This window comes from Paenibacillus turicensis, assembly GCF_050461185.1.
GTDB classification, from domain to species: Bacteria; Bacillota; Bacilli; order Paenibacillales; family Paenibacillaceae; genus Fontibacillus; species Fontibacillus turicensis_A.
In genome coordinates this window covers 1507488-1532950 of record NZ_JBCMOR010000005.1, presented here as the reverse complement: position 1 = coordinate 1532950, position 25463 = coordinate 1507488, and the positions used below count along the sequence as shown (strand labels likewise).

The following is a 25463-nucleotide window of genomic DNA, read 5'->3' as shown; positions in this document are numbered from 1 at the left end:
CCTAGCGAAGGCGCAAAGTGATTCTGAAGGGAGTCTTTAAAACCGTCTTCTCCCATTATGTGTATACCGATGAAAAGAAGATGGTTTTAACAACGACCGCAAGAACACTTTGCACCGAAGCTACCACCCCACACGTTGCAGCACTGATTTTACATTCTGAGCAGTGCCCCCTACAGCACTGCCTTCAAATCTATGTATTCCCCCAGCAAAGGGAATTGCACCTTTTTTTAAATCAGTGCTGCAACCAGCCAAACCTAGCGGAGGAGCAAAGTGATTCTAAAGAGAGTCTTTAAAACCGTCTTCTCCCATTAAGTGTATACCGATGAAAAGAAGATGGTTTTAACAACGACCGCAAGAACACTTTGCACCGAAGCTACCACCCCCACACGTTGCAGCACTTGATTTTGAATTTGAGCAGTGCACTTACAACACTGCCTTCAACTTTATGGCTTCCCCCAGTAAAGGGGATTGCACCTGTTTTAAAATCAGTGCTGCAACCAGCCAAACCTAGCGAAGGAGCAAAGTGATTCTGAAGAGAGTCTTTAAAACCGTCTTCTCCCATTATGTCTATACCGATGAAAAGAAGCCGGTTTTAACAACGACCGCAAGAACACTTTGCACCGAAGCTACCACCTCCACACGTTGCAGCACTGATATCACTCTCAGAGCAATGCACTTGACTCCCATCCTGTCAAGTACTTTATTTTGATACCCAATTCTAGTTTATTACTATTATCCCACTGCGATTAACTTGAATTATACTTTTGGTAATTCAGGATTCTTGGTGAAGGGATGGTAGGTCAAATGAAATTGGATTTGCGTACAAAGCTTAGCCAAGAGGTGCTCATTGGCGACGGTGCTATGGGGACATATTTATATCACTTAGGTTTTCCAGTAGGGATTTCGTTTGAGGAATTCAATTTGATACAGCCTGATGTAATTCGAGAAGTGCATCAGCAATATATACAAGCAGGTGCGAATTTGCTTGAGACCAATACTTTTTCAGCAAATTATTTTAAACTTTCTAAGTTTGGTTTAGAAGATAAGGTAAATGAAATCAATCGTGCAGCCGTGAGACTCGCAAGACAGGCAGCAGTAAACGCCAATCAGGATATTTATATTGCAGGTGCAGTTGGTTCGATTCGAGGGGGCAAACGGATTGATTTAACCGCTAAAGAGTTAGGGCTCTATTATGAGCAACAAATGAGTGCATTATTGTCAGAGCAAGTCGATGCCTTATTATTAGAAACATTTTATGATCTCGATGAAATTCGGATTGCTTTAAAAAAGGCACGCCTCCTAACTGATATTCCAGTCATATGTCAGTTTGCGGTTGATCAGGTAGGGCGTACTCTTGATGGCTATAGTATCGATGAGGCTTACGAAATATTAACGCAAGAAGGCGCAGACGTATTAGGTTTTAACTGCCATTCTGGTCCAAAAGGCATTATGTCTGTTTTGGAGCGTTTGCAGGAACCACCTCAAGTCCCTTATTCTATTTATCCAAATGCAGGCTTGGCGGAGTATATCGACGGTGAATACGTATATGGAGCAACACCACAATATTTTGGTCATACTGCGCTTGAATTTGTAGAGCATGGTGTGCGTTTAATTGGGGGTTGCTGTGGGACTACGCCAGAGCATATTGCCCAAATAGCTCAAAAGCTTGATGGATATGAGCCTATCCCTTTATCCCAAATTCAAGAGAAATTTAAGCTGCAAAAAGAAAAGGAAAAAGAAAGACAAAAAGAAGATGAACTAGCCGAAGCTGTAGCAACGAGTTTTGAGATTAAAAATGAAGCTTCATCAGACTGTGCTTGTGGCAGTCATGCACCAGATCATGGACATCATGATCATCGTACATTAGTGGATTTAGTAAAGGAGCGACACACGATCATTGTCGAGTTAGATCCGCCACGTGACCTCAATATAGGTAAGTTTATGGCTGGAGCAAGCGCATTAAAAGCTGCAGGCGTTGATGCTATTACATTAGCGGACAATTCTTTGGCGGTGACTCGTATGAGTAATATGGCGTTAGGTCATTTGGTTCAAGCTCAGACTGGAATAAGACCCATTGTGCATATTGCTTGTCGTGATCGCAATTTAATTGGAACTCAATCTCATATGATGGGGTTTAATGCACTTGGTATTCATCATGTGCTTGCGGTGACTGGTGATCCCGCACGGTTTGGTGATCTTCCTGGGGCTAGCTCAGTGTACGATATGACCTCTTTTGAAATGATTCGGATGATTAAGCAGCTAAATGAGGGTGTTGGATTTTCAGGTAATCCTCTCAAACAAAATGCTAAATTTGTAGTAGGTACAGCTTTTAATCCCAATGTCAAGCATTTGGATAAGGCGGTACAGCGTTTAGAGAAGAAAATTGCTGCTGGCGCTGATTACGTAATGACACAACCTGTTTATGATGTAAAGCTAATCGAACAAATTAAAATTGCAACAGATCATTTGAATATTCCTGTGTTTATAGGTATTATGCCGCTAGCAAGTGGCAAAAATGCTGAATATCTGCATAATGAGGTTCCAGGCATCCAACTATCAGATCAAATTCGTCATCGTATGAGTGGTTTACAAGGAGAGGTTGGGCGACAAGTTGGGATCGATATTGCAAAGGAATTATTAGATGTAGCTATACAGCATTTTAAAGGAATATATTTAATCACACCGTTTATGTTCTATGAAATGAACGTAGTGCTTACAAAATATATTGACGAAAAAGTGCGAAGATCAGTAACAGACAAGAGACTAAAAGTGTAAATTGGGTCACAGGTACATGCTGAAGCTTAAAATTGAGGGTGAAAAAAGGGGACAATACTTGTCTCCTTTTCGATAATCAATTACAATAGGGTAACGGATGTGATGCATTTTGACTCACAGTATGACTGGATTTGGTGGAGCTACCAAAAGATATGGTGGGTTCATCATTCAATTTGAAATAAAGTCTGTCAATCATAGGTATGGAGAAGTTGTAATCCGAATGCCTAGAGAATGGACGTGTTATGAGGACGGACTTCGTCGTCTAGTACTAAGTCATGTCAAGCGTGGTCGAATCGATGTCTTTATTAATAAAGAACATGAAGGCCATTCGTCCCCACTTAGACTTAATACACCTGTTTTAGAAGCGTATATTAAAGCTGCTTCTGAAATTGGTATGAAGTATGGCACTGATGCCACTATGACTACTGCAGATTTGCTGTCATTGCCTGATGTTATGACTGTAGACTCTAGTGCACAAGGTATGGAATTATCCGAAGCATTGGAACACACCTTGCAGGAAGGGCTTAGTGAGGCAATACAGGGTCTTGTTGCCATGCGTGAGCAGGAGGGGACTCATCTTGCTCAAGATATTGCTAATCATCTTACTAGACTCGAAGAAATACACGCTGAACTCATTACATTAGCGCCAGAGGTCGTGAAGGATTACCGCAGTCGGCTAGAAGGTCGTCTGTCAGAATTAATGGAAGGTGCTCTTGATGAGCAAAGGTTTGCAATGGAGGTTGCAATTTTTGCTGATCGATCTAATGTAGATGAAGAGCTAATTCGACTCAAAAGTCATTTTGAGCAATGCCGCGGGCTGCTCCAATCCTGTGAACCTGTTGGACGCAAGCTTGATTTTCTGATTCAGGAAATGAATCGGGAGACCAATACGATAGGATCAAAAGCGAATCATCTAGCTCTGGTCAATCGTGTCGTCGAAATGAAAGCGGAACTTGAGAAAATCCGCGAGCAGGCGGCGAATATTGAGTAATATGCTATTTAGGATTCGGTAAAATTAGGGGGAGCAACCTGAACATGGCAATTAAACTTATAAACATTGGCTTTGGAAATATTGTATCTGCGAATCGCATTATTTCTATTGTGAGCCCAGAATCAGCACCAATTAAACGAATTATTCAGGAAGCGAGAGATCGTCATATGCTCATTGATGCGACATATGGCAGACGTACGCGTGCGGTTATTATTACAGATAGTGATCATGTGATTTTATCTGCAGTGCAGCCTGAGACGGTAGCGCACCGTTTATCAGCTAAAGATGATGACAACGATGAATAAAATGGAGAGTATCATGTCAAAAGGGTTATTAATTGTATTATCAGGTCCATCAGGTGTAGGTAAAGGAACAGTGTGCAGCAAATTAAGGGAACGTTTGCCTGAGCTCGTATATTCTGTTTCCGCTACTACGCGTGGCCCTCGGTTCGGTGAGGAGCATGGGGTTAATTATTTCTTTAAAACAAGAGAGCAATTTCTTGATATGATCGAAAACGATCAGCTTTTAGAATACGCTGAATATGTCAATAATTTTTATGGTACCCCGCGTGATTTTGTTGAGCAAACAATTAATGCAGGCAAAGATATCATTCTAGAAATTGAAGTTCAGGGTGCGCTAAAAGTGAAGGAAAAATTCCCACAAGGAATTTTTGTGTTTTTGTTGCCTCCTTCGCTTGATGAGCTTAAAGATCGTATCGAAGGTCGTGGCACAGAAAATAAAGCAACCATTGATCATCGAATGATGGTTGCTGCTGATGAGATTAGCTTAATTGAACATTATGATTATGCTGTTGTTAATGATGAAATTGATTTGGCTTGTGAGCGAATTCAATCCATTATTGTTGCAGAACATTGTAAGGTTAGAAAAAGTCAATAAAAAGATCAAAAATAACATTACATATTAGTCTCATTAATAATAGGACCATATATGTTCATCGTTATTAAGAATGCAAAGAAGAGGTGTATCATATGTTGTATCCATCAATCGACAAGATGCTTGGTAAGGTAGGAAGTAAATATTCTTTGGTTGTTGCTGCTTCACGCAGAGCTAGACAATTGAAGGAAGGCGAAAAAAGCGATCTTCAAAATCCGAAGTCAAATAAGCAAGTTGGCTGTGCTTTAGAAGAAATTTATGGGGACTACGTTAAAATCAAAAGAGATGATCATGGCGATCTATTGATTAACGAAGAAGAATAGTAAAATAATTGATAGCTCACAACAACCTCTTTTGTGATTGAACATTGGGGGTTGTTATTTTTTTAATCCATCTATCCTGCTGTAGAAAGCGAGGGATTATTATGTTAAGTGGTAAAAAGATATTGTTAGGCGTTACTGGTGGAATTGCCGCCTTCAAAGCCGCAGCGCTTTGTAGTCAGCTTGTTAAAAAAGGTGTTGAGGTTCAGGTCATTATGACGAAGTCGGCAACTGAATTTATTACACCGCTGACAATGCAAGCATTATCTAAAAATCCAGTTTATAGTGATACATTTGATGAAAAAAATCCGAGAACGATAGCACATATAAATTTAGCGGATTGGGCTGATTTAGTGCTTATTGCCCCTGCTACTGCAAATATTATTGGTAAAATGACAGCAGGGCTTGCGGATGATATGTTATCTACCACACTGCTTGCGACAGAGGCACCGATTATGCTCGCACCTGCAATGAATGTACATATGTATGCTCACCCTGCAGTGATGCGAAACATGTCAGAGCTAGTAGCTCGTGGCGTGATGATGATTGAACCCGGTGAGGGCTTGTTAGCCTGTGGTTATACTGGCAAGGGGAGATTAGAAGAGCCAGAAACGATTGTACAAGTGGTGGAGCGATATTTTAGCAATGAACAAAAGCAACACCAACTACTTGATGGCAAAAGGATTGTTATTACAGCTGGAGGAACTATTGAAAGATTGGATCCTGTTCGCTTTATTTCCAATGATTCATCTGGCAAAATGGGTTTTGCTTTAGCGAGAGTAGCGCGCCAGTTAGGCGCAGAGGTGACGTTAGTTGTAGCCAATACACAAGTAGCCCCACCTTCAGGCATAAAGGTCATTTCAGTAGAATCTGCACAGGAGATGTATGAGGCAGTGCTTGGATTATGGTCAACGACAGACATAGTGATTAAGGCCGCAGCGGTTGCAGATTATCGACCTAAAGTCATTAATCCTACCAAAATAAAAAAACAAGGGCAAACGATGACGCTTGAGCTTGTTAAAAATATTGATATTTTAGAAACGTTAGGTTCACAAAAGACATCACAATTTTTAATTGGTTTTGCAGCAGAAACTAATGATCTAGAACATTATGCTATGGATAAGCTCAGACGCAAAAATTGTGATTTAATAATTGCAAATGACGTTAGCGTGTCAGGGGCTGGGTTTGGTACGGACACCAACATTGTTCATATTTATGATGCACAAGGGTTAGTTACAGCCTTGCCATTGTTGTCTAAGGATGAGGTTGCAATGCAAATTTTAGAGCTTACTGCGCAGCGTTTAGATGGAGCTAATCAATGAGTGCGACAAGTTTAACAACATATACAACTTATAATGTAGTCAAGGTGATCGTGGATGTTCCTAGCCGAGCAACGAATAGACCCTTTGACTATTTAGTTCCAGCAGAGATGTTGGCATGGATACAGGTTGGGAGCCGAGTGGCAATACCCTTTGGACCGCGTACGGTTCAAGGGTTTGTCATTTCTATACATGAGCAGACAGAATTAAATTATGCCAAAATGAAATATGTTCAAGAGCTACTAGATGTAATGCCTCCATTGTCTACCGATCTTGTTGAGCTCGCCGTTTGGATGAGTCGTTATTATGCCTGTTCGATTATTTCTGCACTAAATGTTATGATTCCAGCAAGTCTAAAAGGGAAAGCTGAAAAATACATTCAACTTAACCCAGATTATGAGGATGATGAAAGTGACAATGGTTTATTTGCGACAATAGAGCTTTTTACAGACAACGAAAAAAGACTACTACAAGATATAAAGCAACAAGGCTCTGTTGTCATGTCACAGTTATTTTCACGATATCCAGATGAAGCGGTATTTATTAAGTCCATGCTTGAAAAAGGTGTTTTGTCACAAACCCAAGTCATTAAGGATAAAATACGTATTAAAAAGGTGAAGACAGTTGTAGCTACTGTGTCGGGGGAAGATGCCGAGCAAGCTTTACAATCTTTTAATGCTAAAGCACAACGACAAAAGGAAGTGCTTCAGTTTTTGCTAGAGACTGGAGTCACGTTACCGATGCAAGAAGTATTAACAACATTAAAGGTAACTACGGCAACTGTGAAAAAACTGGCAGAAAAAGGTTTTGTTGAGATTGAAGAGAAGGAAGTCTTTCGTGATCCATACAAGGGGAGACATTTTAAGCATACGGTACCACCAGAGCGTACTTCGGAGCAACAGGTTGTGTATGAGGCATTAACAGGTGCACTTGACTCGACCTCACATGCTGTTTATTTGTTACATGGGGTAACTGGAAGTGGCAAAACAGAAGTGTACCTACAGACCATTCAGCGTTGCATTGAGCTTGGACGTGAAGCGATTGTGCTTGTACCCGAAATTTCATTAACCCCTCAAATGGTAGAGCGCTTTAAAGGACGTTTTGGTAATTTAGTGGCGGTATTACACAGTCGATTATCTAATGGAGAACGTTATGATGAATGGCGCAAAATTCGGGAGGGGCGTGTCAAAGTAGCAGTAGGTGCGCGGTCCGCGGTGTTTGCTCCATTTTCTAATTTAGGACTCATTGTTATGGATGAGGAGCATGAAACTTCATACAAACAAGAAGAGACACCGAAGTACCATGCTAGAGATGTAGCTGTACGAAGAGCAATGCAGCATCAAGCTGTTGTTATTTTAGGGTCTGCGACTCCTTCACTTGAAAGCTATTTTGCCGCTCGATCTAGATCCAATCCTGACTTTTCTCCTTATTTGCTAGAAATGCAGCAACGTGCATCTGGCAGTTCTTTACCGAGTGTGCAAATTATTGATATGCGTAATGAATTAAAGGATGGTAATCGCTCGATGTTCAGTCGTAGTTTACATCAAGGTATTGCTGCCAGATTAGAACGTGGAGAACAGACTGTATTGTTTCTGAATCGGCGTGGACATTCTACTTTTGTAATGTGTCGTAGCTGTGGTTATGTCGCAGGTTGTCCTGAATGTGATATTTCATTAACCTACCATCAAAAAGCAAATAATGTACGTTGTCATTATTGTGGTCATGCGGAACCTGCACCAGCCATTTGTCCAGAGTGTGGCAGTGAGCATATAAGATACTTTGGTACAGGAACACAACGTGTAGAAGAGGAATTAGGTAAGCTGTTTCCGGGGATTAGTATTATTCGCATGGATGTGGACACAACCTCTGAAAAGGGGTCACATGAGAAGTTACTTACTGCTTTTCGAGAAAAAAAGGCACAGGTGTTATTAGGCACTCAAATGGTGGCAAAAGGGCTCGATTTTCCAGATGTGACATTAGTGGGTGTAATTGCGGCAGATACTGCTCTTCATTTTCCTGACTTTCGTTCCGCAGAGAAAACATTTCAGCTATTAACACAGGTTGCAGGAAGGGCGGGACGACATCAATTGCCAGGCGAGGTTATTATACAAACCTATGTGCCTGAGCATTATTCGGTCATCCATGCAAGTCGTCATGATTATTTATCATTTGTACGAGAAGAACTTACACATCGTAGAGCGCTGTATTATCCGCCATATAGTCGTCTTGTTTTAATTACGTTGTCACATGAGCAGTTGCCTATATTATTGCGTAAGTCTGAAAATTTAGTACTAGAGCTTAAAGGTCAAGCGCAAAAATTAGGCTGGTACGGTAGTATGGATAAATTCAGCTCAGAGGCGTTGGAAATTCTTGGTCCTGTTGCTTCGCCTGTACCACGTATAAAAAACCGTTATCGGTTTCAGTGTGTGGTTAAATTTAGAGGTGATTTGAATGTGACTGAACTGATTGAATTGACGGTTGCAAAGCTATTAGAGGAATCAAAGGATAATTTATTTCAAATTAGTATAGATGTAGATCCACAAATGCTTATGTAGTGAGTTGGAAATAAAATGATGATAGTTAAAGGATAAAGGATAAAGGATGGTGTACCGTATGGCATTACGTATTATTGTTATAGAACCAGATGAGGTATTGCATCAGGTCGCAAAAGAGGTTAAAAAAATAACACCCAATATTGGGAAACTGCTCACAGATATGGCTGAGACGATGTATGATGCAGAGGGTGTTGGACTGGCTGCGCCACAAATCGGCATTTTAAAACGAGTGATAGTCATTGATGTTGGGGATGAGCATGGGTTAATTGAGCTTATTAATCCTGAAATTGTAGCTAGTGAAGGCGAACAGTTTGGACCAGAGGGTTGCCTGAGTATTCCTAACTACAGAGGGGATGTTAGGCGCGCCCAAACCGTTACTGTTAAAGGACTAGACCGTAACGGAAAGGAAGTTACGTATACGGGAAGCGATTTGTTAGCGAGAGCGTTCCAACATGAAATTGACCATTTAAATGGAGTATTATATACAGATCTTGCTGAAAGAGTATATGAAATAACGGCTGAAGGTGAAGAGAAAAAGTAAGGAAAGAGGTGGGTTAATATGAATATTGTGTTTATGGGTACGCCTGCCTTTGCAGTGCCATCCTTAGAATTGCTGCTTGAAAACGGGTATAACGTGGTGGGTGTCGTCACACAGCCCGACCGTCCAAAGGGACGTAAAAAGGTCTTGATGCCAACGCCTGTAAAGGAAGCTGCATTGCGTCATGGCCTACCAGTCATGCAACCAGAAAAGCTTCGTCAAGCAGAAGCAGTAGCGGAGCTGGCAGCGTGGAAGCCGGATTTGATTGTTACGGCGGCCTTTGGACAAATTTTGCCTAAAGCTGTGCTTGATCTTCCTGTTTATGGCTGCTTAAATGTGCACGGTTCTTTATTGCCTAAATATCGTGGTGGCGCTCCAATTCAGCGTTCTATTATTAATGGAGAGTCTGAAACAGGCGTTACGTTAATGTATATGGCAGAAGGATTAGATACAGGTGATATGATCGCTACCGCTAGCATTCCAATTACAGATGAAGATAACTCAGGCACGATTTTTGAAAAACTAAGCCATGTTGGAGCTAAGCTACTCATTGAACAACTTCCAGATGTTATTGCTGGTAAAGCATCACGCACCCCGCAAAATGATGAGGAGTCCACATATGCCAAAAATTTATCCAGAGAAGATGAAAAAATAAATTGGGCATCTAGCTCAACAAGTATTTTTAACCAGATTAGAGGGCTTTCTCCATTCTCGGGTGGTTTTACGATGTGGAATAATGAAGTGTTTAAGGTATGGGAAGTCCAAAATCCTAAGCATGTCGCTAGCTCTAATACTGACTTGAGTTATGAACCTGGAACTGTAATCGGGCTTACAAAAGAGGGCATTGAGGTTAGCACTGGCGATGGTTCGGTTTTTTTAACAAAAGTACAGCCAGCCGGTAAAAAAGCAATGGATGCGACCCAATTTATGCTTGGTGGTGTCATGAAGAAAGGGACGGTATTGTTATGAGTAAGGCAACCCGTCTAAGATTTCCTTTAACTGCTCGTGGCGTTGCGCTTCAGGTGCTTACTAGCGTAGAGCAGGAAGGGGCGTATAGCAACCTGCAACTAAATGAAGCATTACAACGTGCTGAATTATCGGGTGCAGATAGTGGTCTAGCCACGGAGTTAGTATACGGCACAATTTCACGAAGAAATACGATTGACTATTTTTTGAATCAATATGTGCAAAAGGGAGTTGGCAAGCTTGAGACTTGGGTGCGGAATTTACTCAGACTTAGCTTCTACCAAATCTATTATTTAGATCGTATCCCCGACCATGCCGCTGTAAGTGAAGCGGTAAAAATCGCTAAAAGATTAGGACACCAAGGAATTTCAGGGATGGTAAACGGTGTATTACGTAACATTTTGCGTAATGCAGATAAGCTGGTTGTGCCGGCCAATCTCCCTACAGTGTCGCAAATTGCATTAGAGCATTCTCATCCAGAATGGCTAGTTGAAAAGTGGGTGAATTGGCTAGGAGATGAAAAGACCGCAGACATTTGTCAGGCCAACAATGTTCCCCCTGCAAATAGTGTCAGAGTGAATACGACAGTTATTACAAGGGACAAGCTCATTGCGGAAATGAAGGATGCTGGATTAGATGTTATACCTTCAAAGCTTGCACAAGATGGGATTGTAGTACGTAGTGGCGGAAATATGGCGTTAACCTCATGGTATAAGAATGGATTGTTATCCGTTCAGGATGAAAGCTCCATGCTAGTAGCCGAGGCACTAGACGTTAAACCAAATATGAAGGTGTTAGATTGTTGTGCTGCTCCAGGAGGTAAAACCTGCCATATTGCAGAGAGGCTTGAGGGAACGGGACAAGTGATAGCCAATGACGTCCATCCACATAAAGCAAAATTAATAGAGGATCAGGCGAAACGGCTTGGTTTAAAGCAAGTAAAGTGCCAGATTAGTGATGCGATGGAATTAAATAATCAATTTGCTAAGGAATCCTTTGATCGTATCCTCCTAGATGCTCCGTGCTCTGGCTTAGGTGTCATCCGTCGTAAGCCAGATTTAAAATGGGTAAAAACAGAGGAGGATATTGCCAATATTGCTCAGTTGCAAGGAGAGCTACTCCATGCCGTTTCTGAGTTGTTAAAGCCTGGTGGCATATTGGTATATAGTACCTGCACAATGGAGCCAAGTGAAAATAATGAGGTTGTGAGTACATTTTTAAGTCAGAATCTCAATTTCTCATTAGAAATGGAGCCATTTTTGTCACAGCTTCCAGTCGTGCATCAGGAATATCAAAATCCAGCTAAACAAGGATTTCAAATATTTCCAGATGATTATCATTCAGATGGATTTTATATTTCACGATTACGCAAAAAGGCTTAAAAATGTATATAAAATACAAGCCTAGAGGGCAATCGCTAACGAAATGATTAGGCTTTATGATTTCATTTTCATTAGCGATTGCCCTTTAGAATGTGCAGTAAAACTTGAACTCTATGAAAACATGAAGTAATATCAATACTGCAATAAAGTTTTAGTGCTATTATGTTTTATGGTAAAATGGAAAGAATGAATGTGATAGCACATACGATATATTATAGAACAGGTGTGTGAAGATGAAACCTTTTATATACGACTACACGATGGAAGAGTTACAAGAATGGGCAGTAAGCCAAGGGGAGCCAGCATTTCGTGGCGGTCAAATCTTTGATTGGCTCTATGTAAAGCGGGTAGATTCCTTTGAGCAAATGAGTAACCTTTCCAAAGCATTACGGCAAAAGCTTGATGATAGCTTTTCTTTTGTGCTTTTAAAAGAAATTGCTAAATATGAGTCTTCAGATGGAACAGTGAAGTTTTTATTTGGACTTCATGATGATCATGGGATTGAGACGGTTGTAATGAAGCACAACTATGGCAACAGTATTTGTGTAACAACACAAGTTGGTTGTCGTGTTGGCTGTACTTTTTGTGCTTCCACCCTTGGTGGCCTCAAGCGTAATCTTACCGCAGGTGAGATTGTCGCGCAGGTTGTACAGGCTCAGCGGATTTTAGATGAGCGTGGCGAAAGAGTAAGTAGCATCGTCATTATGGGTACAGGTGAACCGTTTGAAAATTATGATGCAACGATGAACTTTTTGCGGATTATGATTCATGAAAAGGGCTTAAATATTGGACAACGTCATATTACCGTTTCAACAAGTGGGATTGTTCCAAGCATTTATAAATTTGCAGATGAGGGAACTCAAATTAATTTAGCGATTTCAATCCATGCTCCAAATGATGCTTTGCGTTCGAAGCTAATGCCAGTTAACCGTCGTTATCCTTTTAACGATGTGATTGAATCTTTAAATTACTATATTGCTAAAACAGGAAGAAGAATTACATTTGAGTATGCATTAATTAATGGTGTAAATGATAGACCTGAGCATGCAAAGGAACTCGCTGAGGTGATTAAAGGAATGAGCATGTCCAGTCACGTAAACCTCATTCCTGTTAACCATGTTCCAGAACGCAAATATGTTAGAACTTCGAGAAATGATATTTTTAATTTCCAACGTGTGTTGACGGATGCTGGTATTAATGTAACGATCCGTCGTGAGCAAGGGCATGACATTGCAGCAGCCTGTGGTCAATTGCGGGCGAAGCATATGGAGTCTGGTACGAGGTGATAATAGTTGATTAGAACAGTTCATGTAAGTGATGTAGGCTTAGTGCGTTCTGTGAATGAGGATACGGCGTGGACCCAGCAATTAGGGCATGGGCTTACGCTTGGTATTGTTGCCGATGGTATGGGCGGTCATCAAGCTGGTGATGTCGCAAGTAAGCTTGCTGTAGAGACGATCGTTACTGATTTAAGTGAAATAAGTAATGATGTATCATTACAAGAATGCGAGATTGCACTTAAGGAAGCTATTATTCATGCCAATGAAGTTGTTTACCGTAGAGCACAGCAGCATGAAGAATATCGTAATATGGGGACAACCGTCGTAGCTGCACTTTTAAAAGGTCAGGCTGGGATTATTGGTCATATTGGGGATAGTAGAGCATATTTATATCGTCAAGAGAAATTAGAGCAATTAACAGAAGATCACTCACTTGTTAATGTGTTATTAAAAAATAAACAAATTAGCGCCGCAGAAGCAAGTGTACATCCACGTCGTAACGTATTAACTAGAGCACTTGGAACTGATGAAGAAGTGATGGTTGATATGGATCATATCACTTTAGAGCTAGGAGATACCCTTGTCATTTGTAGTGATGGTCTTAGCAACTTCGTTACAACAGCGCAAATGATAGATACACTTGGCAATACATTGCTTTCGCTACAAAGCCGAGCAGATACCTTGCTTCAGCTAGCTTTGGAAGCAGGTGGCGAAGACAATATTACGGTTGTCTTAATTGAGCTTGGTGGAGATACCGAAGATACCGGGTCAAGTACAAAGGAGTTGAAAGCATGATTGGACATGAATTAGGCGGTCGTTATCATATTCTTGAACAAGTTGGTGGCGGTGGAATGGCGCTTGTATACAAAGCACATGACATTCTTCTAAACCGTAATGTAGCCATTAAGGTGCTTAGACAACAATTTGTAAATGATGAGGAATTTATTAGACGTTTCCGTAGGGAAGCACAATCCGCAGCCTCCTTGTCACATTCTAACATCGTTAGTGTATATGATGTAGGACAAGAAGATGAGATCCATTATATCGTAATGGAGTATATTGAGGGACAAAATCTTAATGAGATTATTAAGGAAAGAGCACCGATGCAGGTGGAAGAAGCGGTACGTATCGCTTCACAAATTGCAGATGCATTAGACCATGCACATCATAATGACATTATTCATCGTGATATTAAACCTCATAATATTTTAATTGGAAGAAACGGTCGTGTGAAGGTAACGGATTTTGGGATTGCACGTGCAGTCACCTCATCCACAATTACGCAGACAGGTTCAGTCGTTGGTTCAGTGCATTATTTCTCACCTGAGCATGCAAAGGGCGTTGCTACGGGAGAAAAGTCAGATCTCTACTCACTTGGAATTGTATTATACCAAATGCTAACAGGACGACTTCCATTTTTAGGGGAAAGTCCAATTAGTGTTGCCTTAAAACATTTACAAGAGCAATTTGAAGAACCACGTGTGGTTAATCCATTAATCCCACAAAGTGTTGAAAATATCATTTTAAAATCGATGCGTAAAAACCCTGGTGAACGTTACAATTCTGCTCGTGAAATGTTGCGTGATTTGGAAACCTGCTTGTTGCCTGAGCGGCGGATTGAACCTAAATTGTTTTTTGAACATGAAAGTGATGAGGACAGCACTAGAGTTGTGCCAGCAATCAAATCACAAAGCTCAGTATATACTGGACCACCATCAAAGTTGTCACGAGATGTACCAAATGGTGAAGAGGTTGAAAGTAAAAAGGATAAAAAGGCTAATAAAAACAAAGCAATTTTATGGGTCAGCTTAACAGCCATTTTATTAGTGGCTATCATTTCTGTGGCTTGGTACGTCAATAAAGTATTAACTGTTGCTGAAGTTCCTATTCCTAACGTAGTCAACCTAGAAGAAAAGGCTGCGATCTTAAAGCTGTCTGAAAGTGGACTTAAGGTAGGAGAAATTGTTAGGGAATATAAAGATGGTTTTGATGAGGGCATCGTGTATGAGCAAGGTAAGCCAGAGGGCACGCTAGTGAAGGAAGGCTCTACCATTGATTTGTGGGTGAGTACTGTCAAGCCTACCTCTAAAATGACGTCAGTGGTTGGTGAAACCTATGATGATGCTGTGTCTAAGCTTGTTAGTCTTGGAATTGATAAAGCAAACATTAGTAAAACAGATCAACCAAGTGATGACGTAGAGGAAGGCAAAGTGATTGAGCAGACGCCTTCGGCAGATAGTGAATTTGATCCCCAATCAGTTAAGGTTGTTCTTATTGTTAGTAAGGGCAAAGAAAATGTTAATATGATTAATCTGATCGGGATGACGCAGGAAAAGGCAGAAGCAGAACTTAAGGAATTGAACCTAAAACTGTCTAAGGATGGAATTAAATATGAACCCAGCTTTGATAAAAAAGAAGGGCAGGTCATAGATCAATGGCCATTCAAAGCGGGAGACCCTGTTACGCCAGGCTCAGAAGTTATCTTGACCGTCAGTTCTGGTTATCCACCTTCAGCATTTGAATATAAGTTTAGCTTCCCTGTAGCTCCTGCTACAGAGGGGAAAAAGAGTAAAATTAAAATTACGTTTGACGATGCCCGTGGTGAAAAGCAGGATTGGGGAACAAAAACAATTTCTAGCATAGAGACTTTATCAGTCGATATGATTTTAGCGCCAAATAAAAATGGGGTTGTCACTGTAACACGTGATGGACAATACTTGGATTCTTATCCTGTATCGTACATTGATGCTAAACAAGGGACTGTACCTATTCCACAAATACCTGGGACAGAGGTACCACCTGATAGTGGTGGCGACTCGCCAAGCAACAATGAAGAGCCGCCGGCAAATACAAATGGTTGACAAACTATGAAATTTGAAAGTGAGGCTGAATTATGCCTGAGGGCCTGATTGTTAAGGCGCTGAGTGGATATTATTATGTGAAGCCTGACGCTGCGGCAGAGGACGATACAGTCCAATGCCGTGGGCGAGGCATCTTAAAGAAGCAAGGTGTGACTCCGTTGGTGGGAGATCATGTTATCTTTACGCATACTGAGAATGGAGAAGGCATTTTAGAGCAAATACAGCCTAGAACTACGGCCTTAATCCGTCCGCCTGTTGCTAACGCAGAGCTAGCAGTTTTGTTGTTTTCAGTTAAAGAACCTGATTTAAATTTACAACTCTTGGATAAATTTTTGGTTCATATTGAACATGCAGGATTGAAGGTGCTCATTTGTTTAACAAAAGAGGATTTGCTTCAGGAAGAAAATGATGAGAAGGACGCACTCACCACTCAAGTAGAGCAGATGTATAAGGAGATTGGTTACGATGTCATTGTGACCAGCTCTGTATCTGGACTCGGAACAGAGGATATTAAATCAAAATTACAAAATAAAATTAGTGTTTTTTCAGGTCAATCTGGGGTCGGGAAGTCCTCCTTGCTAAATGCTATGGTTCCTGAGTTAGCACTAGAAACTGGAATAATAAGTATGAAGCTAGGACGTGGTAAGCATACCACTCGTCATGTTGAATTAATTTCACTTGGCAATGGAGGATATGTTGCGGACACGCCTGGATTTAGTCAGCTTGACTTTTTGGAGTTAGGTGTAGAAGAGTTGTCGAGCTGCTTCCCTGAATTTGTTGCTTACGAAGAGCAATGTAAATTTAGAGGCTGTAGCCACCTTCATGAGCCTGGCTGTAAAGTGAGACAAGCTTTAGAAGAAAATAAAATTATGCAAAGTCGTTATGAGCATTATGTTCAATTCCATGAGGAAATGAAAGAAAAAAAACGGAGGTATTAACTTCATGAATAACATTTATATTGCACCCTCAATTTTATCTGCTGATTTTTCGAAACTAGGTATGGAAGTAAGTGATGTACAGCAAGGTGGGGCGGATTGGTTACATATTGACGTGATGGACGGGCATTTTGTGCCTAATTTAACGTTTGGTCCATTAGTTGTGGATGCAATTGCACCTCATACAAATATCCCGCTTGATGTACACTTAATGATCGAAAATCCAGATATGTACATTCCGTTTTTTGCAAAGGCTGGCGCACATGTCATTACTGTTCATGCCGAAGCTTGCCCACATTTACATCGCACGATTCATCACATTAAAGAGCTTAATGTCAAGGCAGGTGTGGCGATTAATCCAGCTACGCCAGTTTCGGCAATTAGTGAGATTTTAGATCAGGTTGATTTAGTGCTAGTGATGACTGTAAACCCAGGCTTTGGAGGCCAATCCTTTATTCCTGCAACATTACGCAAAATTGAGCAGTTACAGCAATATAAAGCAGAGCATCCTGAGCATCAGTTCCACATCGAGGTAGACGGTGGTATTACTGCTCAGACGGCACCTTTAGTGGTTAAGGCAGGTGCTGATGTATTAGTAGCAGGAAGCGCCGTATTTGGCCGTGAGGACCGTCAGCAAGCGATGGCTGAAATTCGCAATAGTGTGACAAGCTTATAATTTAGAATAAACAAATAACTAAATTCTAATGTCATAGGTGTTACATCCTACGCATACAATGGGTTACATGAGAGGTTCTCATGTAGCCTTTTTTTTATAATTTACTTTTGTTGTACAAATACACAAGGTGAAGTTTAGCAACATATGATGAAAGTGAAGGCATGAGAATGACAGGGAGGGTATATCATGAAATTTTACACATTCAAGCTGCCTAAGTTTCTTGGAGGTTTTGTCAGAGCAGTCCTTAATACGTTTCATAAAAATTAAACAGTGGGATACTGGGCATAATCTGGACACCAAAAAAGCACCTCAAATTATTCAAGGTGCTTTTTGTCTATATGCTTATTTCATTACACGCGAGTCACTTTACCGGATTTCAAAGCCCGAGTGCTGACGTATACGCGTTTTGGTTTACCGTCTACCAAGATCCGGACTTTTTGTACATTGACACCCCAAGAACGACGATTACGGTTGTTAGCATGGGAGACATGGTTACCAGTACCTGGAGTTTTTCCAGTCACATAACATTTGCGAGACATTCATTACACCTCCTGTTCAATACACCTATCTTGAAAATAACAGTTAACTAAGTTAAATGTGCCCAGTTATTGTTCAAAACAATACTATAATATAATATCATAGTAAAAAATCTGTCGTCAACCAATGATTTTACTTTATTTCTATCTCTGTCACCTTCTTTTATTTATTTCTTATTACTCTTATAGTACAATATGGTGTAGTCCATAATAATTTCATAAGGAGGAATGTGAGGCGTGACGGTACAAATGAATACGGAACATGGAAGTATCCATATTTCGGAGGACGTCATTGCAAGGATCGCCGGATCGGCCGCCATGGAGTGTTATGGACTGGTAGGAATGGCAAGCCGAAGTCAAGTGAAGGATGGAATTGCCGAAATACTCGGGCGTGATAATTTAACCCGAGGTGTGGAAGTGAACCTCGATAATACTGGGTTACTTATATCTCTTTATATTATAGTAAGTTATGGTACGAAAATACTTGAGGTTGCACACAACATACAAAAAAAAGTGAAATATGAATTTCATGAAATTACCGGACTTAATGTTGAAAAAATCAATGTTATTGTTCAAGGTGTACGTGTATCAAGCTAGGAAGGGGAATCCTCATTGAGTAAGCGTTCTCTAAATGGAGCAGATTTTAATGAAATGGTATTAGCTGGTGCAGCAAGACTAGCCCAGCAAGCAGAGCATGTAAATGCTTTAAATGTTTTCCCAGTCCCTGATGGGGATACTGGAACAAATATGAATTTAACGATGACTGCAGGCGTAACCGAATTGAAAAGTAACGGAACAGGTGGTGTAGGTAGCTTAGCTTCTACATTATCCAAAGGGTTGCTAATGGGAGCTAGAGGAAACTCAGGCGTTATTTTGTCTCAACTATTTCGGGGATTCAGTAGATATGCTGCCTCTTATGAAGAGCTGAATACAGTTCAGTTTGCTGCTGCCCTTCAAAGTGGAGTCGACACAGCTTATAAAGCCGTTGTCAAACCTGTGGAAGGTACAATTTTGACCGTTGCTAAAGAGGCAGCTAAACATGCAGTTTATTTGGCAAGAAGAACAACTGATATTGAGGAATTAATGTTGGCTGTGCTGTCAAAGGCAAAAGAAGCATTGGCAAATACACCAGAGCTATTACCTGTATTAAAGCAAGTTGGAGTAGTTGACTCAGGTGGACAAGGTCTTGTTTATATTTATGAGGGTTTTGCAGAAGTACTCACCAATGGTTCGGTTGTGTCAACTCCTCGTGCTACAGTTGTAGAACCTAAACAACCCGTTGTTCAGGTTACTAAGCCGAAGGTAGAAGTACCAATATCTGCCCAAGCTAAGCTCGATACACAGGATATTGAGTTTTTATATGACATGGAATTTTTTATTAATCGTGGCTTAGGATCACCTGTAGAAAAAAACTTTAACGAAGAAGCATTCCGCCAAGCATTAGCAGTAAATGGAGATTCTATTATTGTTATTGCAGATGATGAAATTGTGAAGGTGCATGTTCATTCAAAGCAACCAGGTGAAGTATTAAACTTGGCGCTTCGTTATGGTGAAATTACGCAAATTCATATTTTAAATATGCGTGAACAGCATCGCGATTTATTAACAGCAGGGATGGATGGTGCGCCAATGCCTGAATTATTTGCTGATATTCCTGCACAAGTGGCACAAGTATCGGAATCAGCAGAGCTACCCGCACATGAATTGGCTCCTTACGGGTTAATTGCAGTTTCTTCTGGACAAGGAATCGCTAATATTTTTGAAAGTCTTGGTGTAGATGTTGTTTTGTCAGGTGGACAAACGATGAATCCAAGTACAGAGGATTTTGTAAAGGCGATTCATTCGATATCTGCAGAACACATTTTTATTTTACCTAATAATTCCAATATTATTCTTGCTGCACAGCAAGCTAGAGATTTGCTTGAGGGAGAACGTCATGTTACGGTCATTCCAAGTAAAAGCATTCCACAGGGCATGGCGGCAGCATTTGCTTATCAAGAGGATGAAAGTGTGCAAAACAATACTGAGGTGATGCTTGAGGCTGTTGGTCGTGTTAAAACAGGACAAGTTACCACCGCAGTTCGTGATACAGTATTTGATGATTTACAAATCAAAGAAGGTCATTATATCGGCATTGCAGATTCAAAAATTGTATCCACTGATGCTGAGTTATTAACTACAAGCCAAGCCTTGTTAGCTTCAATGCTCCAAGGTGGCGATGAAATTTTAACAATTTTAAGTGGCCAAGATGCGCAAAATAACATCACAGAATCATTGATAAATTGGGTGAGTGAAAATTATCCAGATGTTGAAGTGGAGATCCATGAAGGTGGACAACCGATTTACTTTTATTTATTTTCTGTTGAATCCTAAACTCCCCCTTACTTAGGGATTGATGAACACAAAGAGGAGGTGCTGTATGATGATGCCAATCATAATGGCAGATAGCACTGCTGACATTCCAGAAGCACTTGTAAAGGAATATGGAATTCATATTGTGCCCATGAGTTTAGTGTTTGGTGAGGAGTCTTATGTAGAAGGAATTGATATTACGGTTTCTCAGTTTTATGCAAAACTAGCAGAATCGAAAGTACTCCCTTCCACTTCACAAACCTCCCCCTCACAATATGTGGAGGTATACCGCAAGTTATTAAGTGAAAATAATAATGCGCCAATTATATCTATTCATCTCTCATCAGGGATGAGTGGGACCTATCAAGCTGCACGCCTAGCTCATAGCATGCTGGAAGAAGAGCTTGGACATGAGGTTGATATCACTGTCATTGATTCATTGTGTGCAACCTATGGCTTTGGACTTCAAGTAGTTCATGCAGCACGTCTTGCGAAGCAAGGCTTACCTGTAGCGCAGATTGAAGAGGAAGTAATAAAGCTTGGCAAGCAACGTCGTCTGTACTTTCTTGTGGACACATTAGAGTATTTACAGAAGGGTGGACGAATTGGCAAGGCGGCGGCAGTATTAGGTACGTTGCTTAATATAAAGCCAATCCTTTCAGTGGATCAGGAAGGTGTCATTTACGCTGTAGACAAAGCAAGAGGTTCAAAGCGTGCAACTGCACGTGCTATTGAGTTGTTTATTAAAGATTTTGGTGATCAGCGTGATATTAATATCGCAGTATGTGATGCTGTGAATCCAGAAGGTGCACAGCAATTTCTTGAAGCAATGGCACAGCACTTTACACTTCATGAGGTCGTCCGCACAAATATTGGGGCCGTAGTTGGTTCACATGTTGGTGCAGGTACTCTAGCTGTATTTGTGTGGCCAGCATAAAGTGAGGGATTGATATGGACATCATGACAATTCCGGTACGACAAGTTCGTGGCGTGAGCGCTCTGAAAGAGTCAGAGCTTCACGCCTTTGGCATTTCTACAGTTAGTGATTTACTAGAGTATTTTCCATTCCGTTATGAGGATTATCGTCTGCGCTCGTTAAGCGAAGTGAAGCATGGTGATAAAATAACCGTTCAGGCCAAAGTTAGTGGTATTCCGGTGCTTCAGCGTTATGGAGGAAAATCTAGATTAACCTGTAAAATGATCACTGAAGAATGGATGCTGACGGCGACATGGTTTAACCGGCATTTTCTGAAAGATGAACTAACTGTTGGACGAGAAGTAATTTTAACTGGTAAATGGGATCAAAGACGAAGTCAATTGACCGTTTCTGAATCAGAGTTCGTGGATAAAGGGAGTAATCGAAGTGGGACCGTACAACCTGTATATTCAATTAGTGGCAAGCTGACACAAAACTGGATAAGGAAAACCATCAAGCAAGCTTTAATGCAATACGGAGAACTAATTCCAGAAATATTGCCGCCAGCACTTTTAACTAAAAATAATTTAATGGCTAGACGTAAAGCAATCCAAGAAATTCATGTCCCCACAGACGTTATGCTTGGACAAGCTGCAAGACATCGCTTAGTGTATGAAGAGTTGTTTATGTTTCAGTTAAAGCTACAGGCATATCGGGCCATGAATCATGAACGCAAGGATGGTGTCTTACATCAGGTAGACAACGCAACGATTCGAGAATTTGTAAGAAGCTTACCTTTTGAACTCACAGATGCTCAAAAGAAGGTTGAGTTGGAAATATTACATGATATGCGTTCCACTTTTTGCATGAATCGATTATTGCAAGGAGATGTTGGTTCGGGTAAGACCGTAATTGCTGCTATTGCTTTATTTGCTGCTGTTAAATCAGGACATCAAGGTGCATTTATGGTTCCAACTGAAATTCTAGCTGAACAACATGTGAGATCGTTAACAAAGCTATTTGAGCCATTTGGTATTTCCGTCGCCTTATTGACAGGTGGAGTAACAGGGAAACGCCGTAAGGAAGTATTAGCTTCCCTACAGATGGGTTTAACAGATATTGTAGTAGGTACACATGCCTTAATTCAAGAAGAGGTTTTCTTTCGTTCTCTTAGCTTAGTTGTTACGGATGAACAACACCGATTTGGTGTAAACCAACGGAGTATTTTGCGCCGTAAAGGCTTTAATCCAGATGTATTAACGATGACGGCAACCCCAATCCCACGTACACTTGCAATTACTGCTTTTGGGGATATGGATGTGTCAACCTTATCAGAACGTCCAAAAGGGAGAATACCTATTTCTACCTATTGGGTGAAGCACGATTTAATGGAGCGAGTACTTGGATTTATTTCCCGGGAAGTGAAGCAAGGTAGACAAGCTTATGTTATCACTCCGCTAATTGAGGAATCTGAAAAGCTAGATGTGCAAAATGCAATTGATATCTATGTCTCTATGAGTCAAGCTTTCCCAGACTTTAAAGTAGGACTACTGCATGGAAGAATGACCTCGTCTGAAAAAGATGAGGTGATGCTTCAGTTTTATAATAATGAGGTGCATATTTTAGTTTCTACTACAGTGGTTGAAGTTGGGGTAGATGTACCTAATGCTACCTTAATGGTCATCATGGATGCGGATCGTTTTGGCTTGTCACAGCTTCATCAGCTTCGTGGTCGGGTGGGACGTGGTGAACATGCCTCGTTTTGTGTACTCATTGCGGATCCGAAGTCCGAAATTGGCCGTGAGCGTATGACTGTCATGACAGAAACCGATGATGGGTTTGAGGTGGCTCGAAGGGATCTTGAGCTACGCGGTCCAGGTGATTTTTTTGGGACTAAGCAAAGTGGGATGCCTGATTTTAAACTTGCAGATATGGTTAGCGATTTTGAAGTCTTAGAACACGCAAGAGATGATGCGGCGCAGTTAGTGCGGGATGAGGCGTTTTGGACCTCACCGACCTATTCACCACTTCATCAATATTTACAACGACAGCAGATTTTGGATGGCGAGTTATTGGATTAATGCATTTTGTTTTTGATGAATATGTTATGGAATTATGGAACAGCTTCATTTTGTTGTCACGATGGACAGACCTCATATCATATAGATAAACAAGGGCTTAAATTGTGAGTGGAGGTGTACTTTAGTTTTGGGAAATTATCATCAATACGGAATTAGTCCGCAACTTGTTGAAAGAGTAAAGACCAAAATGAAAAACCCTGCTGTAAAGGAAAGAATTAAAAAGCTTGTTGACGGTTTATCAAAAAGTGATTTGCAGGATCGGGCCAAAGTAAGAAGGTTAGTTAAATCAGCTACATCGATTTTGAATGAGCGGCTAGGTAGTGCGCAGGAAGAACAAATTGTCCAATTTGTTATCGATCAAAAAATTGACCCTAAAAATACATTTCATCTGATTAAATTGTGGGGAATGTTTCGTTAACTGGACAATAACAAATAATTGCCGTAGCAATCTTTACTGTGCTTACGACGTTCTTTAGGCTGAGCCCTTAGGAACGTCGTAATTTTTATCAAAAAGGAGTTTTAACAATGATCGTACTTAAATCTAAGGAAGAAATAGAACAAATGAAATTAGCGAGCCAAATTGTAGCAGATTGCCATCGAGAGATCGCTAAAATGATCAAACCGGGCGTAACTACACTTGAAATTAATGATATGGTAACAGAACATATTACGAAACTTGGTGGCAAGCAATTTACAAAAGGTTATCATGGTTTTCCAGCAGAAACCTGTGCATCAGTTAACGATGTGGTAGCACATGGCTTTCCATCGCCCACACCGTTACGAAGTGGAGATATTGTTAAAATGGACTTAGTTGTCGAGGCAAACGGATGGTTTGGTGACTCAGCGTGGTGTTATGCTGTAGGCGAAATTAGCACTGAAGCGGCTCGTTTGATGCAAGTAACTAAGGAATGCTTATATCTTGGAATTGAACAAGCTGTGCCAGGTAATCGACTAGGTGATATTACGTCCGTCATTCAAAGACACGCTGAGTCACATGGATATGCGGTTGTGCGTGATTTGTTGGCTCACGGGATTGGTAGAAGTCTACATGAAGAGCCTAATTTTGAACATGTAGGCAGGGCTGGCAAGGGATTGCTTTTGAAGGAAGGGATGGTTTTAACGATTGAGCCGATGATTAATGAAGGTACATATCGAATTAAAATCGACAAGGATGGATGGACAGCGAGAACGGCAGATGGTAAATTATCTGCACAATACGAACATACAGTAGCAATTACTGCGGATGGCCCCTTAGTTCTAACGGCACAATCTTAATTGGGAAGAGAACTTCCATTTCTTTTTTGATATAATAGATGAAATAAGTGTGAAGAGGATGGAGGATTGGGGATGATTTTGCACAAGGGTGAAGTTTTATTTCATCAGGGAGATGAATCAAAATACTTATATCATGTAAACAGTGGCTTGTTTAAAGTAACAAGACTACATGAGAATGGAAATATCGTTTTGTTTAACATTTTATATCCAGGAGAAACAGTCCCACATCATTCTCTAATCTCGCCTAAAGAAATACATGGTACTGCGATTGCACTCGTGACAAGCGAGGTTGAAGTTATTAAGGCGGCAGATTGGTATCGTGAGCTTGAGGAGGACCCTCGTAGGCCTCTGGAGGTTGCAAGGCTGCTTCAGGAGAAGGTACGGTTTATGCAGGAGCGTCTAGATCATCTTACTGTAGGTTCCCCTGCTGAGCGCCTAGAGCTGTTATCCAAATGGTTAGCTCGCCATGTAAACGGGATACCATTAACCGATTATATGACACAGGAAGAGATTGGTCAGCTTATTGGAGTTAGACGTGAAACGGTAAACAGATTGCTGCGCTCCCATCCGCTATAATCCAAATTTTACTTTAGTGGTGTATCATGATTTGAATTATGGTATAATAATATATAAAGAAATGAAACCAATAAAGAAAGGATCAGGATACCATGTGTCCCCGAAGGACGAATCCCCAAAGGACGATTTGGAAACGTTGTGATCTCTCTTATACTTAGCTTCTCTCGTAGGTATGTCGGTATAGGCCAACAAAACTACGAAAGAAGAGTGTAATTATGCGAAGGACGAAGTCCTT

At 40.8% G+C, this 25463-nt stretch carries 24 protein-coding genes; 23 read left to right on the top strand and 1 reads right to left on the bottom strand.

The window, feature by feature from the left end:
• The first annotated feature begins 804 nt into the window (after positions 1-804).
• The 16 genes from ABE099_RS09360 to spoVM all read left to right on the top strand — a co-directional run bounded on the left by ABE099_RS09360 (position 805) and on the right by spoVM (position 17759).
• Entirely contained in the window at positions 805-2775 is a 1971-nt protein-coding gene (locus ABE099_RS09360; RefSeq protein ID WP_430029609.1) for a bifunctional homocysteine S-methyltransferase/methylenetetrahydrofolate reductase, read from the top strand.
• A 109-nt stretch (positions 2776-2884) separates the two neighbouring features.
• Positions 2885-3766: a YicC/YloC family endoribonuclease gene (locus tag ABE099_RS09355; protein ID WP_430029607.1), complete on the top strand. Its 882-nt coding sequence runs from the start codon at positions 2885-2887 to the stop codon at positions 3764-3766.
• 44 nt (positions 3767-3810) lie between these two features.
• The gene (gene remA, locus ABE099_RS09350) at positions 3811-4071 is read left to right on the top strand and encodes an extracellular matrix/biofilm regulator RemA (RefSeq protein ID WP_044479181.1); all 261 of its coding nucleotides are present in this window, start codon (positions 3811-3813) and stop codon (positions 4069-4071) included.
• A gap of 13 nt (positions 4072-4084) precedes the next feature.
• A complete protein-coding gene (gene gmk, locus ABE099_RS09345) occupies positions 4085-4663 on the top strand; it encodes a guanylate kinase (protein WP_430029605.1) in 579 nt (192 codons plus the stop codon).
• 92 nt (positions 4664-4755) lie between these two features.
• On the top strand, positions 4756-4983 hold the full coding sequence (rpoZ, locus tag ABE099_RS09340) for a DNA-directed RNA polymerase subunit omega (RefSeq protein ID WP_430029603.1): 228 nt from the start codon (positions 4756-4758) through the stop codon (positions 4981-4983).
• 101 nt (positions 4984-5084) lie between these two features.
• Complete coding sequence (gene coaBC, locus ABE099_RS09335; protein WP_430029600.1) at positions 5085-6302, top strand: bifunctional phosphopantothenoylcysteine decarboxylase/phosphopantothenate--cysteine ligase CoaBC; 1218 nt, start codon at positions 5085-5087, stop codon at positions 6300-6302.
• Positions 6299-8854, top strand: a complete 2556-nt coding sequence (priA, locus tag ABE099_RS09330) for a primosomal protein N' (RefSeq protein WP_430029598.1) — start codon at positions 6299-6301, stop codon at positions 8852-8854. The genes coaBC and priA overlap by 4 nt, the downstream gene beginning before the upstream one ends.
• A gap of 58 nt (positions 8855-8912) precedes the next feature.
• Positions 8913-9395 carry a peptide deformylase gene (gene def / locus ABE099_RS09325; protein ID WP_430029596.1) on the top strand — a complete coding sequence of 161 codons (483 nt, stop codon included), beginning with the start codon at positions 8913-8915 and terminating at the stop codon, positions 9393-9395.
• A gap of 18 nt (positions 9396-9413) precedes the next feature.
• Positions 9414-10361 (top strand): methionyl-tRNA formyltransferase, encoded by a 948-nt coding sequence (gene fmt, locus ABE099_RS09320; protein WP_430029594.1) that lies wholly within the window; start codon positions 9414-9416, stop codon positions 10359-10361.
• On the top strand, positions 10358-11740 hold the full coding sequence (rsmB, locus tag ABE099_RS09315; protein ID WP_430029592.1) for a 16S rRNA (cytosine(967)-C(5))-methyltransferase RsmB: 1383 nt from the start codon (positions 10358-10360) through the stop codon (positions 11738-11740). Before fmt ends, rsmB begins: the two co-directional genes overlap by 4 nt.
• A gap of 233 nt (positions 11741-11973) precedes the next feature.
• Positions 11974-13026, top strand: a complete 1053-nt coding sequence (rlmN, locus tag ABE099_RS09310; RefSeq protein ID WP_430029590.1) for a 23S rRNA (adenine(2503)-C(2))-methyltransferase RlmN — start codon at positions 11974-11976, stop codon at positions 13024-13026.
• A gap of 6 nt (positions 13027-13032) precedes the next feature.
• Entirely contained in the window at positions 13033-13815 is a 783-nt protein-coding gene (locus ABE099_RS09305) for a Stp1/IreP family PP2C-type Ser/Thr phosphatase (RefSeq protein ID WP_430029588.1), read from the top strand.
• Complete coding sequence (gene pknB / locus ABE099_RS09300) at positions 13812-15881, top strand: Stk1 family PASTA domain-containing Ser/Thr kinase (RefSeq protein WP_430029586.1); 2070 nt, start codon at positions 13812-13814, stop codon at positions 15879-15881. The genes ABE099_RS09305 and pknB overlap by 4 nt, the downstream gene beginning before the upstream one ends.
• A gap of 32 nt (positions 15882-15913) precedes the next feature.
• Entirely contained in the window at positions 15914-16819 is a 906-nt protein-coding gene (gene rsgA, locus ABE099_RS09295) for a ribosome small subunit-dependent GTPase A (RefSeq protein WP_430029584.1), read from the top strand.
• 4 nt (positions 16820-16823) lie between these two features.
• A complete protein-coding gene (gene rpe, locus ABE099_RS09290) occupies positions 16824-17492 on the top strand; it encodes a ribulose-phosphate 3-epimerase (protein WP_430029582.1) in 669 nt (222 codons plus the stop codon).
• A gap of 186 nt (positions 17493-17678) precedes the next feature.
• Complete coding sequence (gene spoVM, locus ABE099_RS09285) at positions 17679-17759, top strand: stage V sporulation protein SpoVM (RefSeq protein WP_210088197.1); 81 nt, start codon at positions 17679-17681, stop codon at positions 17757-17759.
• Positions 17760-17842: 83 nt separating this feature from the next.
• Here the strand turns inward: spoVM and rpmB are convergent, their stop codons facing one another.
• Complete coding sequence (gene rpmB / locus ABE099_RS09280; RefSeq protein WP_210088166.1) at positions 17843-18031, bottom strand: 50S ribosomal protein L28; 189 nt, start codon at positions 18029-18031, stop codon at positions 17843-17845.
• 234 nt (positions 18032-18265) lie between these two features.
• Between rpmB and ABE099_RS09275 the strand changes: the two genes are divergently transcribed.
• The 7 genes from ABE099_RS09275 (at position 18266) to ABE099_RS09245 (ending at position 25228) form a co-directional block, all read left to right on the top strand.
• Complete coding sequence (locus tag ABE099_RS09275) at positions 18266-18625, top strand: Asp23/Gls24 family envelope stress response protein (RefSeq protein ID WP_430029580.1); 360 nt, start codon at positions 18266-18268, stop codon at positions 18623-18625.
• 15 nt (positions 18626-18640) lie between these two features.
• The gene (locus ABE099_RS09270) at positions 18641-20401 is read left to right on the top strand and encodes a DAK2 domain-containing protein (RefSeq protein ID WP_430029578.1); all 1761 of its coding nucleotides are present in this window, start codon (positions 18641-18643) and stop codon (positions 20399-20401) included.
• A gap of 46 nt (positions 20402-20447) precedes the next feature.
• The gene (locus ABE099_RS09265) at positions 20448-21317 is read left to right on the top strand and encodes a DegV family protein (protein WP_430029576.1); all 870 of its coding nucleotides are present in this window, start codon (positions 20448-20450) and stop codon (positions 21315-21317) included.
• A gap of 14 nt (positions 21318-21331) precedes the next feature.
• Positions 21332-23377 (top strand): ATP-dependent DNA helicase RecG, encoded by a 2046-nt coding sequence (gene recG / locus ABE099_RS09260; protein WP_430029574.1) that lies wholly within the window; start codon positions 21332-21334, stop codon positions 23375-23377.
• A gap of 127 nt (positions 23378-23504) precedes the next feature.
• Positions 23505-23795: a stage VI sporulation protein F gene (locus tag ABE099_RS09255; RefSeq protein ID WP_430029572.1), complete on the top strand. Its 291-nt coding sequence runs from the start codon at positions 23505-23507 to the stop codon at positions 23793-23795.
• A 107-nt stretch (positions 23796-23902) separates the two neighbouring features.
• Positions 23903-24652 carry a type I methionyl aminopeptidase gene (gene map, locus ABE099_RS09250; protein ID WP_430029570.1) on the top strand — a complete coding sequence of 250 codons (750 nt, stop codon included), beginning with the start codon at positions 23903-23905 and terminating at the stop codon, positions 24650-24652.
• Positions 24653-24724: 72 nt separating this feature from the next.
• Positions 24725-25228, top strand: coding sequence for a Crp/Fnr family transcriptional regulator (locus ABE099_RS09245; protein WP_430029568.1), 504 nt, complete (start codon positions 24725-24727; stop codon positions 25226-25228).
• Positions 25229-25463: the final 235 nt, after the last annotated feature.